The following is a 14,534-nucleotide window of genomic DNA, read 5'->3' on the forward strand; positions in this document are numbered from 1 at the left end:
TCGCCGCTCCCGCCGACGGCCGCACGCCGGTGTGAGACTCGGTGGCGTGAAACGCATACTCGTCGTGGACGACGACCCCACCGTCTCCGAGGTCGTCACCGGCTACCTGGACCGGGCGGGCTTCGCCGTCGACGTTGCCGCCGACGGCCCCGCCGCCGCGGCCCGCGCCGCCGCCCAGCCGCCCGACCTGGTGGTGCTGGACCTGATGCTGCCCGGCATGGACGGGCTGGAGGTCTGTCGCCGCATCCGCGAGAACGGCCCGATCCCGGTGATCATGCTGACGGCGCGCGGCGACGAGGAGGACCGCATCCTGGGCCTGGAGGTCGGGGCGGACGACTACGTCACCAAACCCTTCAGCCCCCGCGAACTCGTGCTCAGGGTGCAGTCGGTGCTGCGCCGCGCCGGAGCACTGACCGCCGCCCGGAACGCACCGGCCGAGTCCCGGCTGCGCGCCGGACCCCTCGCCCTGGAGCCCCAGGCTCGCCGCGCCATCCGTCACGGCACCGAAATCGCCCTGACCATCCGGGAGTTCGACCTTCTGGAGTACTTTCTGCGACACCCGGGCCAGGCGACGAGCCGCGAGGAGCTGATGCGCCGGGTGTGGGGCTGGGAGTTCGGCGACCTGTCCACCGTCACCGTCCACGTGCGGCGGCTGCGCGAGAAGATCGAGGGCGACCCGGCACGCCCCCGCCTGATCAGCACCGTGTGGGGCGTGGGCTACCGCTTCGATCCTCCCCCGGCAGAGGACGGAGCCGATCATGCTGAGTGACACTCTCCTCATCGCGGCCTACGCAGCCCTCGGCGCGGCCGGAGCCGGCCTGCTCGGCATGGGCGTCCTGCGACTGCTGCGCAACCGTTCGGTGGCGCTGTCGCTGACCGTGGTCGCCGCCGTCGCGGTCGCAGCGATGCTCGCCGGAACCATGCTGGTGTCCTGGGCCATGCTCCTGTCCGACCACGACCTGTGGGTCGTGACGATGGTCTGCTCCCTCGCGGCGGTCGTCTCGCTCGGGGTGGCGCTCGCGCTCGGCCGCGGCGTCGTCCGCGGCAGCCGAGCCCTGGCCGAGGCCACCCGCGCCCTCGGCGACGAGGGTAGTTTCACCCCGCCCGCTGCCGCACCCACCGCCGAACTCGCCGAACTGGGCCGCGAATTCGCCGCCACCAGCGCGAAGCTCGCCGCATCCCGGGAGCGGGAGAGGGCCCTGGAGGACTCCCGACGCGAATTGGTCGCCTGGATCTCCCACGACCTGCGCACCCCGCTCGCCGGACTGCAGGCCATGGCAGAGGCCCTGGAGGACGGCGTGGTCGACGACCCGAACGTCTACCACGCCCGTATGCGCGCGGAGGTCGAGCGCCTGAGCGGTATGGTCGGCGACCTCTTCGAACTGTCCCGCATCCAGGCCGGCGTCCTTGCCCTGAACACCTCCCGGATGTCGGTCTACGACCTGGTCGGCGACGCGCTCGTGGGCGCCGACGCCCTGGCCAGGGAGCACGGCGTACGGATCATCGGCGACGGGGTCGAGCCCGTCCCGGTCGAGGTCGACGGCCGCGAGATGTCCCGCGTCCTGGCCAACCTGCTCGTCAACGCGATCCACCGGACGCCCAGCGACGGCACGGTCGCGGTCTCCGCCCGCCGGGAGGCGGACAGCGTCGTCGTGTCGGTGACCGACGGCTGCGGTGGCATTCCCCCGGAGGACCTGCCCCGCGTCTTCGACACCGGCTGGCGCGGCACCGACGCACGGACCCCACCGGCCGGGGCAGGGCTGGGCCTGGCGATCGTGCGCGGAATCGTGGAGGCCCACCAGGGGCGCGCGGCGGTGTGCAACGTCCCCGGCGGCTGCCGTTTCGAGGTCCGCCTGCCCGCCGCTGTCTGAGAGGCCCACCGGAGAAGGGCCGGCCCGGCGGGGAAGACAGGGCCGGCCCTTCGCGTTCGTCGAGGCCGGCATTCCGGCCGCAGGGGAAACGTCAGCCGGCTCGCAGCGAGGCCGTCGCGAACTCCGCCATTCCCTCCCCGAACGCGACCTGCGGCTTCCAGCCCAGTTCGTCGTGCAGCCTGCGCGAGGAGGCGGTGATGTGGCGGACGTCGCCGAGCCGGTACTCCCCCGTGACGACCGGCGTCCGCCCGCCGTGCGCCTCGGCCAGGGCGGCGGCCATCTCGCCCACCGTGTGCGGCTCGCCGCTGCCGACGTTGTACGCCCGCGTGGTCCCCTCCGGCAGACCGGGCAGACCGTCCAGAGCCGCGAGATTGGCCCCGGACACGTCCCGTACATGGACGAAGTCCCGCCGCTGGCCACCGTCCTCGAACACCCGCGGTGCCTCTCCGCGCTCCAGCGCGGACCGGAACAGCGAGGCGACACCGGCGTACGGGGTGTCACGCGGCATCCCGGGCCCGTACACGTTGTGGTAGCGCAACGAGGCCACCCGCCCGCCGACGGCGCGCGCCCACGCGAAGGCCAGGTGCTCCTGCGCGAGCTTGGTGGCGGCGTAGACGTTGCGCGGATCGAGCGGGGCGTCCTCGGCCACCAGGCCGGGGGCGAGCGGCTCACCGCACCTCGGGCAGGGCGGTTCGAAGCGTCCCGCCTCCAAGTCGGCCACCCTGCGCGGCCCCGGCCGTACGGCACCGTGCGACGGGCACTCGTAGCGTCCTTCTCCGTAGACCACCATCGAACTCGCCAGCACCAGACGCCGCACCCCCGCCTCGGCCATGCCGGCCAGCAGTACCGCGGTGCCCAGGTCGTTGCAGCCCACGTAGGCGGGGGCGTCGGCGAAGTCCTTGCCGAGCCCGACCATCGCCGCCTGATGGCAGACGGCGTCCACACCCCGCAGGGCCTCGGCCATGGCCTCCGCGTCGCGGACGTCCGCATGCCTGAAGTCCGCCCCGTCGGGGATCGGCGGGGTCGTACGGTGCGCGGCGGGCAACAGCGCGTCGAGCACGCGCACACCGTGCCCGGCGCCGGTGAGGGCGGTGACGACGTGCGAGCCGATGAAGCCCGCACCTCCGGTGACCAGGATCAACATGCCACCGACCGTACGGCCATGGGCCCGCCCGGCGACCGTACGACGCCGGAGCGTCAGGGGTTCGTAAGCCTCCCCGCCGCATGCCGAGCGCCGCCGGGCTGTGTGGCCGCCACCGTGGGACCCCGTATGACGGCCGGACAGGCAGGAGCGCGAACGCACCTACGAAGGTGGCCGCCGACGGCTGCGGCGGATCCCCCGCGCGGCCGACACGAGGGCCGTGACCGTCGCCACCGCCACCAGCGTGAGCAGCCAGTTGCGCGGGTAGTCCAGCGGCAGAACCGAGGAGTTGGCCGGCTTCCCCGGGCGCAGCAGCACCGGCAGGGCGACCGCCGTCAGGGCGCCCGCCACCAGCAGTGCCCCCCGGACCGGCCCGCGCGCACGGCCGCGGACCAGCACCAGCCCGACGAGCAGCACCAGCGGCGCGATCAGCGCGTCGTGCAGCACCACCGCCCCGCCGAGCCAGACCAGGACATCCGTCAGGTCGCGCACGTCCAGCAGCAGGGAGGCACCGACGCCCATCAACGCCAGACCGGCCACCCCCGTGAGCATCCGCGTCACGCCCACCCTCATGACAGCACCTCCAGTCGGCCGACCCACTTGGTCTGCAGCACGCCGGGCCGGTTCGGGGCGATCAGACGCACCGGGTAGCCGTGGTCGGGGGAAAGCTCCTCGCCGTTGAGGCGCAGAGCGAGCAGGGTCAGCGGATCGTGGGTGTGCTCATGCCCCATCTCGGAGACCCGATAGCCGCCCCGCGTCTGCAGCGAGACCACCCGCACGCGGGCGTGCGGCGGAGCGCCCGCACGTTCCAGGAGGTCCATGACCCGCACGCCCGTCCAGTGCGCCGACTTGCTCCACCCCTCCACGCAGGCGATCGGCAGCTCCACCTCGTGCTGCGGCAGGCCCCGCAGCTCATCCAGCGTCAGCGTGTAGCGCCGCGGCCCGGCGACCGTCAGGCGGTAGCCCTCGGCCGGAACCAGCCCGACTCCGGCCGCGGAAGCGGTGCGGTTGACCGGCAGATCCTGCGGGCCGTGGTCCGGATGGCGGGGTGCGAGCAGGGTGAGGTCCTTCAGGGGGGTGAAGGACTGGCCCACGGTGGTCACGGTGACCGCACCGACCGCCGCTGCCATCGCGGCCAGCAGCGAGCGCCGGTCGGGTCCGTCCTCCTCGGGCAGGGCCAGGGTGCCCGGCGACCGCCGACTCCAGTGGGCCCGGATTTCGGGGGCCTTGACCGCGATGTGCAGCACGAGCGATCCGGCCACCAGCCAGGCCACGGCGTAGTGCACCGGCACGAAGGAGAACGGCCACGGATACCACTGCGCGGTGTTCAGCAGGCCCGTGGCCACTTCGAAGACGGCCGCCGCCACCAGCACGGCCACCGACAACCGCTCCAGGACGTGCCGCACCGATCGCACCGGCGGCCAGGCGAACAGCCGCGGGTACACCGTCCACAACTTCGCCAGCAGCAGCGGAATCGCCGCGATACCCGAGGCGACGTGCAGCCCCTGCGTCAACCGATAGCCCCACACCGGGCGGCTCGGCAGGTCATCGGCCAGCCACCCGGGCGGATGCTGCAACACATGGCTGATCAGACCGGTGACGAAGCACACCACGAAGGCGAGGCCGAGCCACCGCCCGATCGAGGTCGCCGTGCGGGCATCATGCAACCTGCCCTTGAACACCGGCGGAAACAATCGCGATCTCATGCCTCCCATCACAGCCGCCGCAACACCGCTGCGGAACACCCGAACCCCTTACGGAACAAGGACATCCGAGTCCCGGGCGACCTGCTGTGGCGGCCGCCGACGCCTGGCCACCGCTACCTGCCCGAGATCACGGGCGCGCCGCCGACACCTGCCGGTTCCGAAAGTGCTTTCAGCGGCACCGACTCATGACGAGAGTCTGACGTCGCGGGCCGATCCGGGACCGCGGCCCGTGTGGAGCCTACGGTGAAGGGCGTGCCCTTCACGCCGCCCACGCACCCCCGGCCCTCCCCGTACGAGCCCGCCGCCCCGGACACCGGCCCTCCGGAGTCCGGCAGCGGCCGCCGCCTCGACCTCGCCGCCGGCGGCGCCGCCCTCGCGCTCTTGGCGGTGGTCGCGAGCGTCGGCGCGTACCTGCTGAGCCGCAGCCCGTCCCTGCACGTGGGCTGGCCGCCGCTGATGGCCGACTGGGGTCCGCACCTGGGCCCCGGCACCCCGGCCGCGGTGGCCGTGGCCGCCCTGGCCGTCGGCTACGGCCCCCGGCTCGCCGACCGGCTGCCGTGGCGGGCGCTGCCGTGGGCCGCCTGGGCGGTCGCCATGGCGTGGACGTGGTCGCTGGCCCTGGTCGACGGCTGGCAGCGCGGCGTCGCGGGCCGGTTGACCCGGCACGGTGAGTACCTCCGCGGGATCGACCGGTTCCAGCACTTCAGCAGCACCGTGCACGACTTCACCGGCCACATCCTCATCAACTCGCCCTCGAACTGGGGGACTCACATCGCAGGTCACCCGGTCGGGGCCGTGCTGACCTTCGTGGGGCTCGACCGGATCGGCCTGGGCGGCGGCGCCTGGGCCGCGGCCTTCTGTATCACCGCGGGCAGTTCGGCAGCGGCCGCCGCGCTGGTGACCCTGCGCCTGCTGGCCGGTGAGGACCGCGCGCGGGCGGCCGCGCCCTTCCTCGCACTTGCCCCGGGGGCGGTCTGGGTCGGGGTGTCCGCCGACGGCTACTTCGCGGCGGTCGCCGCCTGGGCTCTGGCCCTGCTCGCCCTCGCGGCCACCCGGACTCGCGGGTGGCAGACGGCAGTTGCCGCCTGGGCAAGCGGCCTGCTGCTCGGCGCGGCGGTCTACCTGTCGTACGGGCTGACCCTGCTGGCGATCCCGGTCCTCGCCGTACTGCTCTGCACCCGCAGAGCCCGGCCGCTGCTCTACGTCCTGCCCGCCTGCGCCGCCGTCGTCCTCGTCTTCACCCTCCTGGGCTTCAACTGGTGGCAGGCGTACGGCCTGCTCAGGACCCGCTACTACCAGGGGTACGGCGGCGTGCGCCCGTACGCGTACTGGGTGTGGGGGAACCTGGGCGCGGTGGTGGCGGCCGCGGGCGTGGCCTCCGCGGCGGGGCTGCGCCGGGTGCTGGCGGCCGCACCCGCCGCCGTCCGGCGGTGGCGGCGGCACGCCGACCCGCAGGCGGTGGCGGCCGTCGTGCTGCCCTGCGCCTTCCTGCTCGCCATGCTGGCCGCCGACTTGTCTGGCATGAGCAAGGCGGAGACCGAACGCATCTGGCTGCCCTTCACGTTGTGGCTGCCGGCGACCGCCGCGTGCCTGCCGGCCCGCGACCGCCGCGGCTGGCTGGCCGCTCAGGCGGCCACCGCCCTGCTGGTCAACCACCTGCTGCTGACCGACTGGTGACGCGCGTACGGCCCCGTGCACCGCATCAGTCTGCGGCCGTACGGCCCCGCGAGGGAACGAACAGCTCTCGGGGTAACCACGAGGAGATCCGGGAGAATCCACGGCCCGGGAACGCGACCACCGCGCCCACAGCACCACGAACCACGGGACCAGGTCGACAAGCCCGCAGGCGTGCCGGAAGCCCCTCGTCCAAGGTGGATGAGCGGCTTCCGGGGTCGACCGGGCGGCATGGACCGAGCGGCGGCGGGTTCCGTTCCCGGCCCGGCGGCAGCGCCGTAATTCAGGCGAACGTCGCCGAGTTCAGGAGGAGGTGGCCGATCCACGCTCCGTGCTCACACCGCTCGCATCGGCCATTGCCACGGCCAGATAAGGGCGGCCGGGGATCCCCAGTGGTGCTGACGGCACCTTCGGCGACCGCCGCCACGGACAACTACATCCAGTTCGAGCACAAGGCAGGGTCGCTCATCGACACGTGCTACCAGTGGCAGGGACCGGAGGGCATAGAGAAGAAGAACCACTGCCAGCATGACCGCCCGATCGGGACCAGCTGGAAGGCGTACTTCCCCGCGGGAGCCACCGGGGTCACCGCCACCGTCTACTGGACGGGAGGCTCCCAGCCCCTGTACATCAACGAGCCTGACGAGAACCACTGTTACCGGCTCGAAGGCACCCTGGTCTCCGGAATCCACGTCCTCCGGCAGAACTGCTGACAGCTGTGCTTCGCCCGCCGACCAGGCGGGCACGTGAGCCCGGCAGAGCGCTCGGCCCGCTGACGGAGGTCGTCAGCGGGCCCCGTCCGGCCCGGCAACGAAGAGGCGGTACTGCCACCCGCATCACCCTGCGCCTGCTGGCCCACCGAATCCAGCAGCTCACCGACCAGATTCAGGACTTGGAAGGCCGCCTGGCACGGCTCGTGGAACGCCACGCCCCGCAACTGCTCACTGTGGTGGGCATCGGTCCGGACACGGCCGTCACTTTGCTGATCACGATGACTCCGTTGCGCATTTCGGTCGGGGTTATGCGGCGAGTCGGTAGGCGGGTTCTGACAGGCGGCTTGTGCGGGTCCGTCCCGGTCGTTGGGACTGCTGGCCGGCCCAGTGGGCGTCGAGCCGGATGATGTTGATCGCGGCGGCGGAGAAGGTGTGCTGGAGGGTGACCTTCGGTAGTCCTCGGTAGCGGGCCCGGCACAGGCCGGTGATGTCGAGAGCCTGGTTGATGGTCCCCCCAACGCCGGCGCGCAGGCCAAGTACGCCCTGCGCGCCGGCGCATTTCGCTGGAGCGTGCGGGGTGACCGTGTCGGGGGCCGGCTGCTGCGAGGTGACGTCGGGGTGTCGGGTCTCCCGGTGCTCGCTCAGAACAGTGCCAGGCCCTCGCCGTTGGTGTCCGCGATGACTGGCCGGGACTGGGCAGGGAGGCCGTCCAAGCGGTCAGGGCCGGCCGCGGCGGCCACGGCAGGGGCCGTCTCGGCCAACCAGACGCGAAACCGCTCGGCGGCTTCGCGGTAGGGGACTCGGGCCAGGACACGGTGCTCGCCGGAGGGGCAGAAGTCGACGGCGACAGTGAGCAGGCAGGAACGGGGCGCCTGCTGACTGCCCGTCCAGGACACGCGCAGGACACCGCAGGGCTGGCGCCCGCGGGGGGCGCGGTGGGTGGGGCGCAGCGATCGGCAGGCTGTGTGGGCGGTCCATGCGGCGAGGTGGGGCAGGGGCAGGGTGGTGCGTGTGCGGCAGCCGGGGCAGCGGTGCCAGTGGTGGAGCCAGTCGTCGGTGTCGGTGTGGAAGAGGCGTGTGTAGCGGTTCGCCACGCGGATGTCGTTGCTGTACAGGTGGTCGGGGCGTTCCCGTGTGTTGCAGGACTGGCAGAGGGGGGCGCGGGCGTAGTCGTGTTCGTGGCAGTGGTCGAGGACGGTGGCGGGCGCAGTGCGGCAGACGGCGCACGCCCACCCGGCCACCCTGCGGGAGGTACTGGGCTTCCTGCTGAGCACCGAGTACAGCTGGCCTTGCAGCTCTCCGTTGTACGGGCGCGGTGGGGCGGTGGGGCCCTGCGGGCTCGTCGTCTGCCGATCGTCGGCGTCTCGGGCCTGCCGGGGGCGGGAGGGCGGCTCGGTGACGGCTGCGCTTGCCCGGTGGGTCCGCGCGGCTTGCACCCACTGCGTTTCGGCGTGCTCGGCCGCGTCCAGCAGCCTGACCACGGCGCGCGGCAGCCACCACGTCCGCTGCGTCCCGTCGCGGGTCTGCGCCACGAGTATCCGCCGCCAGTCGATCCCCGCCAGGTGGTACGGCCGGCCGACTTCACGTCGTGCTGCCCGCTCGGGGCCGCCCAGCTCCTGCAGTTCCCCCGTGATGCGCTGGCGCCAACGCAGCGGCGATTCCTCGTTGCACTCCTGCCTCGGCGCCCCACGAAACGGACCGATGCGGACCAGGTCCCGCCGATCCATCCCCACCGCGTTCAGTTCCGCGGCCGCCCGGCGCACCTCAGCCTCCGGAACACTCCACTGACCGCCGCTCGCTCTCACCGTCGCCACCACATGGCCGCCGAGCAGGACGTACCCCACCCGGGCATGGGCAGGAGAGCAGGTGAGTGCCCCAGAAGCCGTCGGCACAGCACCGTCGGCCGTCAAATCGACCCACAGAGCGTCCGCGGCATCCAGGGTGATCAGGCCGTCCGCGCGACCGGGCATGACACGCTCTGACATACCGACAGGCTAACGGCCCGCAACGCGTCAACGGGCCTCCAAGCGCCTCGACCAGCTGGGCCGCCGCTCACCCGGCATCCGCCGCCCGCAACTCCTTGTTCCTGAGCATCTGGTTCGTCAGTCCCGTGCCCGCAGCCTCACCTCAAGAACGTCAAAATCGAAGAAAGGCGCCCTCGCGCATCAGTGGTCCCCGAGCCCAGACGAATTGAGCAACAGAGTCCTTACTCCCAACACAACTCCCAACACAACGCGGTGCGGAGTTGTCGCCAGCAGATGACGGCGCAGCCGAGGGTGACGAACGCGTGGTGGATATCGTCGCGGATCTCCCAGCGGGAGCGCACGCGGCGGAACCAGTGCGGCAGTGCGATCGCTCCTTCCACGACCAGCGGTACCCGCCCGGGCCGGAGCCGTGCCCGGTGCCGCGCCGGGCGATGTGCGGGGTGATCTGGAACCGGCGGACCGGCAGGCCGAACTTCCTTGGCCGACGTGGGTCAGGACTGCCTCCATGACTCCCGCCCGTGCCTCTCGCTGCGCAGGGCGCCTCAACCTCCTGTGAAGGGCCTCGCGATCGACAACGACGTCTGGGGGCGCACTTTCTCGCAGACGCTTGACGGCGGCCGACACACCGCCCAAGGCCGTTGACAGACGCTTTCGTTCGCACCCGCCACACCGGTCACATCGTCCTGAACCCGCCTACGATGTGCGGGAATTCACGGTACGGTGCTTGACTCTGGCTGCGATGTACGGGGGTGGTATGAGCACTGGAGCGGTACCACCGGGCGGACATGCGGTCGGCGCCGACGGGATCAGGATCCGCGACGTGGTGCGTGACGTGGTGGCTCAGCTCGCGCCGGAGGAATTGCCGATCGTGGCGGCACTGGCCGGACTCGACGAGGACGTGGCCTTGCGACGACTGTGGCGCGGCGGCCGCCGGGAGGATCCGCTGGGCTTCGGTCTGGGCGAGGTCGCGGCGCTGGTGGCGCCGGTTGTGTGGGTGGCTCTGGATGGGGCGGTACGCCGGCTCGGCGACGCCGCCGGGGAGGGTGCCGCCAAGGGCGTGCGCAGTGTGGCGCGCAGGATCCTCCGCAGGCGCTCCGCGCCGACCGTCATACCCGCCCTGACACGACAATAGCTCGGTGAGGTATGGCAGTTGGTGCTGGAGACGGCCGCTCAGCGCGGCCTGAGCGCCCAACGGGCGACGGCGATCGCCGACGCGGTGGTGGCCCGGTTGGCGCTCGCCGCACCAGATCCGGACACACAGCACCCCGCTGGCTCGGACGACCTGGCCGACGGCGACGCCCCGGCCGATGAGGTCCCGCCTGCCGCCGACGACACCCCGACCCAGGGCTAGGGTGCGATGGCCATGACGGAGCCGCGGCCGCGTATCGACGAACGGGCGATCAGTGCGGGCACGACGATGCGCTTCGTACTGCTGGTGGTCCTGCTGCTGGTGAGCAGCGGCTCGATGATGTCGGCCGTCGGAGGTGTGGCCGGCGACCCGAACGGTTCCGGCGGCTTCGGCTGCCAGCTCGCCGCCGGCATGGACCCCACCCAGGGCGACGGCCCGGCCGGCTATGTCGGCCCCATCGCCCACAGCGACGCCCTTCAGGCGTGCATCGATCGCTACGACCCGACGCCGCCCTGGTGGTCGAACCTGGTATGGCCGAGCCTCGTGGTGATCGCGGCCGGCGTACTGTTCTGGGTGCTGCCGGTGTGGAAGGCGCGGCGCGGTCGGGTCGTCGCCCTGGAAGCGGTCGATCACGACGGTGAGATCCGGCGCGTGGTGGCGGACGTGGCAGCGGCTGCCGGGCTGGCCCAGGTACCCCGTATCGTCATCGACCCGACCGCGGCGTCGACCGGCGCGGTGGTGTTCGGCCGCACTCGCCGTCCGACCGTCTGCCTGCACGCCGGTCTGCTGGCCCGGAGGTCCCGTGATCCGGGGGGCTTCCGGGCGGTGCTGCTGCACGAGTTCGCCCACATCGGCAACGGCGACGTCACGTTGACTTATGCCACAGTCGCCGTCTGGCGGGTCTTCGTGGTCTGCGTGCTCCTGCCCTACCTGGTGTGGTACGCGGTCGCGATTTCCGGCTCGCTCGGCGCGACCTTCTGGTCGACCGAAGAGCCATACGCGGTGAGGGCGGTCGTGCTCCCGTTTTTCATGATCGTGCTGGTCTATCTCGCGCGGTCGGATGTCCTGTGCAGCCGCGAGGTCTATGCCGACCTCGCCGCGGTGCGCTGGGGTGCCGATCCGCGCGGCTGGGCTGTCGTCGCACCGGAGCCGCCCGGGGGCAGGGCCAGGCGGATGTTCGCCTCCTTCAGCGAACTGTGGCGTACCCATCCGCGGTGGGATCTGCGCCGGGACGCGCTGACTGACCCGGCGGCACTCTTCGGTGTGCGGGCGCTACCGATGTTCCTGACCGGGGCGGCCGCGGCGATGATCAGTGCTCAGGCGGCCCACTACCTGGCGTCGGGATCCCGGGTCAGCCCCTGGACGCAGCCGGTGACCTCACTGGTCGCTGCGGTGGTGGCGACCGGGGGCGCCGGGGTCGCGCTCTGGAGGGCCGTGGCCCACGCCGTACTGACCGAGCGGCGGGTGCCTTCCGGCATACGGGCGGGACTGTGGCTGGGAGCCGGGATGGTGGCCGGGGTGCTGGACATGCACCAACTCGCGGTCGCGCAGTGGCTGCCCGATCAGCCGGAGGTCCTGGTGCTGGTCGTGTTGGCGGGAATGGTGTTCGCCTGGTGGACTACACAGTGCGCGCTCCTCTGGTTCCAGGCGTGGACAGGGCGTTCCCAGCGCCCGGCCATGCTGCTGGTCATGGCCGCCGCATGCCTCCTGCTCACTGCCTGGTTCGCCTGGTGGCAGAGTGGTGGCACGGACCTGGCGAGCGGATGGCTCAGCCCGGAAGCGGAACGCCAAGCACTGGAGCGGACGTTCCCCGGGCCGATCGCCGCCCATCCCACCGTGCTCTCCGTGAGCGCCGTGGTGTTCCCCGTGCTGGCCGGCCTCCAGCGCCCGCTCGTCCTGACGGCGGTCGGGGCCATGTGGGTCGTGCCGCTGCTGGCCTGGACGGCCGGCTCGGTGACCGCGGTACGCCGGCGGCCGAGCGGTGCTTCGGGCGATGCCGTCGAGCCGGGGCCACCGTTGACGCCGATGCCGCCCGCTACGACGCGTGCTGCTCTTCGCGGCGCTGGGCGGGGTGGTCTGCTGGCTTGCGGTCGCGGCCACCAAGGTCTACCTGCACACCCAGCAACCACCCCTCGGACAGCGGGGCGGTCTCTACACCTTCCTCTCCCAGGCATGGACGATCATCGCCTTGGTGGTGGTGTCGACGGTGACCGCCACGGTCGCCAGCGCCTGGGCCCGCTGCTACCAGCTGCTCCTCGCGCTGATCACCGCCGAAACCATGGCCCTGGTCGGTCTGGCCGGGCACTTCGTACTCCTCTCCACCGACGGCTGCGTTCCGCCACTGCGGACTCTCGCGTCGCGCTGTTACTAGCTTCCCTCCGGGGCATGGCCGCTGGACCGGGATCTGCTGGGGCCCGTGCTCGTGTCCACCGCGATCGTCACCGTCCTTGTCATCACCGCGGTGTCGGCGATTCAGCGGATGCGGGGGGCCGGGGTGCCATGCGCGGTCCCGGTGCCACCGCTCGGGACCGCGCGGAGGCGGATCGCCCGTCGAGTCGTTGTCAGTGCCTTGTGCGCCGTGGCGGTGGGGGCCACGACCGTGGCTGTGTCGCAGTCACAGAAAGGGGTTTCGCAGGCGTCCGGGAGGTATCGCCCAGCGCTTCCGGCGCTCGTGTCCGCACCCGCACAGATCAAGGCACTGCAAGTGGTCGCCTGGCTCCAGTTCGGTGGGCGGGAGCTGATCCTGCGCTATGCCGCTGCCGACGCGGCTCTTGGCGTGGCCCTGAACCAGGCCGCGGACGCGCACGGCCACATCGAGTCGTCCGTCTTCAAGCCGGTGTGCGCGAAGCTCGGTCGGGTCGTGCAGGATGCCGTTAACTACTTCCCGATCCCCGACCCGCAGGCCGCGTCACTGTGGCAGACGTTCAGCAGTCAGGTGCGGGCAGGTAGCCGGGACTGCGCACTCTCTTTCGACCAGGGTGACAGCAACCGTTTCATGACGTCGCTCAAGGAGTTCCACAACGCTGACATCGCCCTCAGATCGGCGCAAGGCCGTATCTCCGAGGTGCGGCGCGCCAGCGGCAAGTCCGCAGCGAACAAGGACCGGTGACACCCGCTCCGATCAGCGAGATGGGTGGTACCTCCCGGCTGTCTCGGCGGTGGCACCTCCTGCTCCACGATGTACCGTCCGATGCCTCGAACGCTACGCTGCCCGGGAGGTCTTCCATCTGGTCAGGCCCGTATAGTCCTGGCTCCCGTTATAGGGGCCTGTGTTGAGCTTGTTCCGCTTTGACAGACACCGTTGGTGTGGTGGTCAGGCCGCGAGGGCGGTCTCGTAGTCGGCGGGTGTGCGGTAGCCGAGGCTGCTGTGGAGCCGCTGCAGGTTGTAACCCCCGTCCAGGAGCGTCCAGCAGGTCCAGGGCGGGTGCTTAAGGCCAGGTCAGGGCCCTGTGTCCGGGGGCGTTCACCCAGTTGGTGATATCTGTGTGAGAGCGCGTACGACGAGAAGCCCCGCCGGAATGCCCCATGCTTCCGGCGGGGCTTCTGCGTGCGGCGGGCTACTGGGCGTCGGCGGAGCGGATCAGTCGGATGAGCCGGGCGCCCGCCTCGCGGGTACATCTACTGGCCGCGGAGGGTGATGCTGTTGCGCATGATCCACGGATAGGGCAGGGCGAGGCCGGAGCCGAGCATGCCGGCACCAGCCATCAGCACCACCGTGCCGGCCGATGGCGGGGAACAGGTCGAGGACCTGCCGATTGGGTCCGCCGCTGCGCGCTCGGATGAGCTGCCCTACTGCCCTGCGACGGGCTACCGGATGACCTTGACGCCGAAGTGGTTGCCCAGGCCGAGGGCGAGGCCGATGGCGCTGTGCATGTGGGCGTATATCTCCATGCCGCGTGCGGTGACGAGGTCCCCTGAGCACTGATGGGCAGCATTTAATCGCTGTTGCGTGCATTTGCTGTCGTCAGCGGGCGTCAGTTGGCGAATGGTCGCCGTCACCAGTCGGGTTCGAACACAGCGCTTGGTGCCTCGTGTTGGGCGGGAGACTTGGTGGGTGCTGTCCCGGGTCCCGGGGTCTGACTCATGAGATGTTTGACCGTGGTGTCTTTCTCACACAGCGTCGGCCCTTGGTCGGGGATGGTGCGTTGTCGGTACCGGGCTGACGGGGTGTGTCTCGATAGGGGCTTGCCGATCAATCAGGCGTCATCACAATTCTGACCGCCCGCCGCGGCCCGGTGTCGGCAACGCGATGTGTCATCGGACCGGAAGGCGAAAGGGTATGCCCAGAAAGAGCACCTCCAGCACGCCCCCTGCC

The 14,534-nt window shown here is 71.5% G+C and carries 16 protein-coding genes and 1 pseudogene; 9 read left to right on the forward strand and 8 right to left on the reverse strand.

The annotated features are described in order from the left end of the window. Positions 1 to 46 precede the first annotated feature (46 nt). Both CG747_RS14610 and CG747_RS14615 read left to right on the forward strand, forming a co-directional pair. On the forward strand, positions 47 to 769 hold the full coding sequence (locus tag CG747_RS14610; RefSeq protein WP_257980416.1) for a response regulator transcription factor: 723 nt from the start codon (positions 47 to 49) through the stop codon (positions 767 to 769). Then, positions 759 to 1,871 (forward strand): sensor histidine kinase KdpD, encoded by a 1,113-nt coding sequence (locus CG747_RS14615; RefSeq protein ID WP_180985536.1) that lies wholly within the window; start codon positions 759 to 761, stop codon positions 1,869 to 1,871. The genes CG747_RS14610 and CG747_RS14615 overlap by 11 nt, the downstream gene beginning before the upstream one ends. Before the next feature lie 91 nt (positions 1,872 to 1,962). Here CG747_RS14615 and CG747_RS14620 read toward each other — a convergent pair whose 3' ends face one another. From CG747_RS14620 to CG747_RS14630, 3 genes are all read right to left on the reverse strand, one after another. Beyond that, positions 1,963 to 3,015, reverse strand: coding sequence for an NAD-dependent epimerase/dehydratase family protein (locus CG747_RS14620; protein ID WP_100602133.1), 1,053 nt, complete (start codon positions 3,013 to 3,015; stop codon positions 1,963 to 1,965). A 159-nt stretch (positions 3,016 to 3,174) separates the two neighbouring features. Beyond that, complete coding sequence (locus CG747_RS14625; protein WP_100602134.1) at positions 3,175 to 3,585, reverse strand: hypothetical protein; 411 nt, start codon at positions 3,583 to 3,585, stop codon at positions 3,175 to 3,177. After that, the gene (locus CG747_RS14630) at positions 3,582 to 4,718 is read right to left on the reverse strand and encodes a molybdopterin-dependent oxidoreductase (protein WP_100602135.1); all 1,137 of its coding nucleotides are present in this window, start codon (positions 4,716 to 4,718) and stop codon (positions 3,582 to 3,584) included. Before CG747_RS14630 ends, CG747_RS14625 begins: the two co-directional genes overlap by 4 nt. A 252-nt stretch (positions 4,719 to 4,970) precedes the next feature. On the opposite strand from CG747_RS14630, the gene CG747_RS14635 reads away from it, so the two are divergent. Both CG747_RS14635 and CG747_RS14640 read left to right on the forward strand, forming a co-directional pair. Further along, on the forward strand, positions 4,971 to 6,395 hold the full coding sequence (locus CG747_RS14635) for a hypothetical protein (RefSeq protein WP_257980417.1): 1,425 nt from the start codon (positions 4,971 to 4,973) through the stop codon (positions 6,393 to 6,395). 392 nt (positions 6,396 to 6,787) lie between these two features. Beyond that, on the forward strand, positions 6,788 to 7,105 hold the full coding sequence (locus CG747_RS14640) for a hypothetical protein (protein WP_146022083.1): 318 nt from the start codon (positions 6,788 to 6,790) through the stop codon (positions 7,103 to 7,105). A 641-nt stretch (positions 7,106 to 7,746) separates the two neighbouring features. Here CG747_RS14640 and CG747_RS14655 read toward each other — a convergent pair. Both CG747_RS14655 and CG747_RS47980 read right to left on the reverse strand, forming a co-directional pair. Then, a complete protein-coding gene (locus CG747_RS14655; protein WP_100602138.1) occupies positions 7,747 to 9,090 on the reverse strand; it encodes an endonuclease domain-containing protein in 1,344 nt (447 codons plus the stop codon). A gap of 221 nt (positions 9,091 to 9,311) precedes the next feature. Then, the gene (locus tag CG747_RS47980) at positions 9,312 to 9,470 is read right to left on the reverse strand and encodes a hypothetical protein (RefSeq protein ID WP_180985537.1); all 159 of its coding nucleotides are present in this window, start codon (positions 9,468 to 9,470) and stop codon (positions 9,312 to 9,314) included. A gap of 374 nt (positions 9,471 to 9,844) precedes the next feature. On the opposite strand from CG747_RS47980, the gene CG747_RS49395 reads away from it, so the two are divergent. Beyond that, positions 9,845 to 10,222: a hypothetical protein gene (locus CG747_RS49395; RefSeq protein WP_257980418.1), complete on the forward strand. Its 378-nt coding sequence runs from the start codon at positions 9,845 to 9,847 to the stop codon at positions 10,220 to 10,222. Positions 10,223 to 10,240: 18 nt separating this feature from the next. Further along, positions 10,241 to 10,441 carry a hypothetical protein gene (locus CG747_RS49400; RefSeq protein ID WP_257980419.1) on the forward strand — a complete coding sequence of 67 codons (201 nt, stop codon included), beginning with the start codon at positions 10,241 to 10,243 and terminating at the stop codon, positions 10,439 to 10,441. Here the strand turns inward: CG747_RS49400 and CG747_RS49405 are convergent. Then, positions 10,438 to 10,632, reverse strand: a complete 195-nt coding sequence (locus CG747_RS49405) for a hypothetical protein (RefSeq protein ID WP_257980420.1) — start codon at positions 10,630 to 10,632, stop codon at positions 10,438 to 10,440. The genes CG747_RS49400 and CG747_RS49405 overlap by 4 nt on opposite strands. On the opposite strand from CG747_RS49405, the pseudogene CG747_RS50955 reads away from it, so the two are divergent. After that, a pseudogene (locus CG747_RS50955) lies at positions 10,631 to 11,452 on the forward strand (M56 family metallopeptidase); the annotation flags it as partial. The gene CG747_RS49405 and the pseudogene CG747_RS50955 overlap by 2 nt on opposite strands. A gap of 95 nt (positions 11,453 to 11,547) precedes the next feature. On the opposite strand, the gene CG747_RS49410 reads toward CG747_RS50955, so the two are convergent. Then, positions 11,548 to 11,748 (reverse strand): hypothetical protein, encoded by a 201-nt coding sequence (locus CG747_RS49410; protein ID WP_257980421.1) that lies wholly within the window; start codon positions 11,746 to 11,748, stop codon positions 11,548 to 11,550. Positions 11,749 to 12,263: 515 nt separating this feature from the next. On the opposite strand from CG747_RS49410, the gene CG747_RS49415 reads away from it, so the two are divergent. After that, positions 12,264 to 12,590 (forward strand): hypothetical protein, encoded by a 327-nt coding sequence (locus tag CG747_RS49415; RefSeq protein ID WP_257980422.1) that lies wholly within the window; start codon positions 12,264 to 12,266, stop codon positions 12,588 to 12,590. Between the two features lie 45 nt (positions 12,591 to 12,635). Further along, positions 12,636 to 13,328, forward strand: a complete 693-nt coding sequence (locus CG747_RS49420) for a hypothetical protein (protein WP_257980423.1) — start codon at positions 12,636 to 12,638, stop codon at positions 13,326 to 13,328. Positions 13,329 to 14,026: 698 nt separating this feature from the next. Here the strand turns inward: CG747_RS49420 and CG747_RS49425 are convergent. Then, entirely contained in the window at positions 14,027 to 14,218 is a 192-nt protein-coding gene (locus CG747_RS49425; RefSeq protein WP_257980424.1) for a hypothetical protein, read from the reverse strand. Positions 14,219 to 14,534: the final 316 nt, after the last annotated feature.

It is taken from the genome of Streptomyces sp. CB02959, assembly GCF_002803155.1.
Taxonomy (GTDB): Bacteria; Actinomycetota; Actinomycetes; order Streptomycetales; family Streptomycetaceae; genus Streptomyces.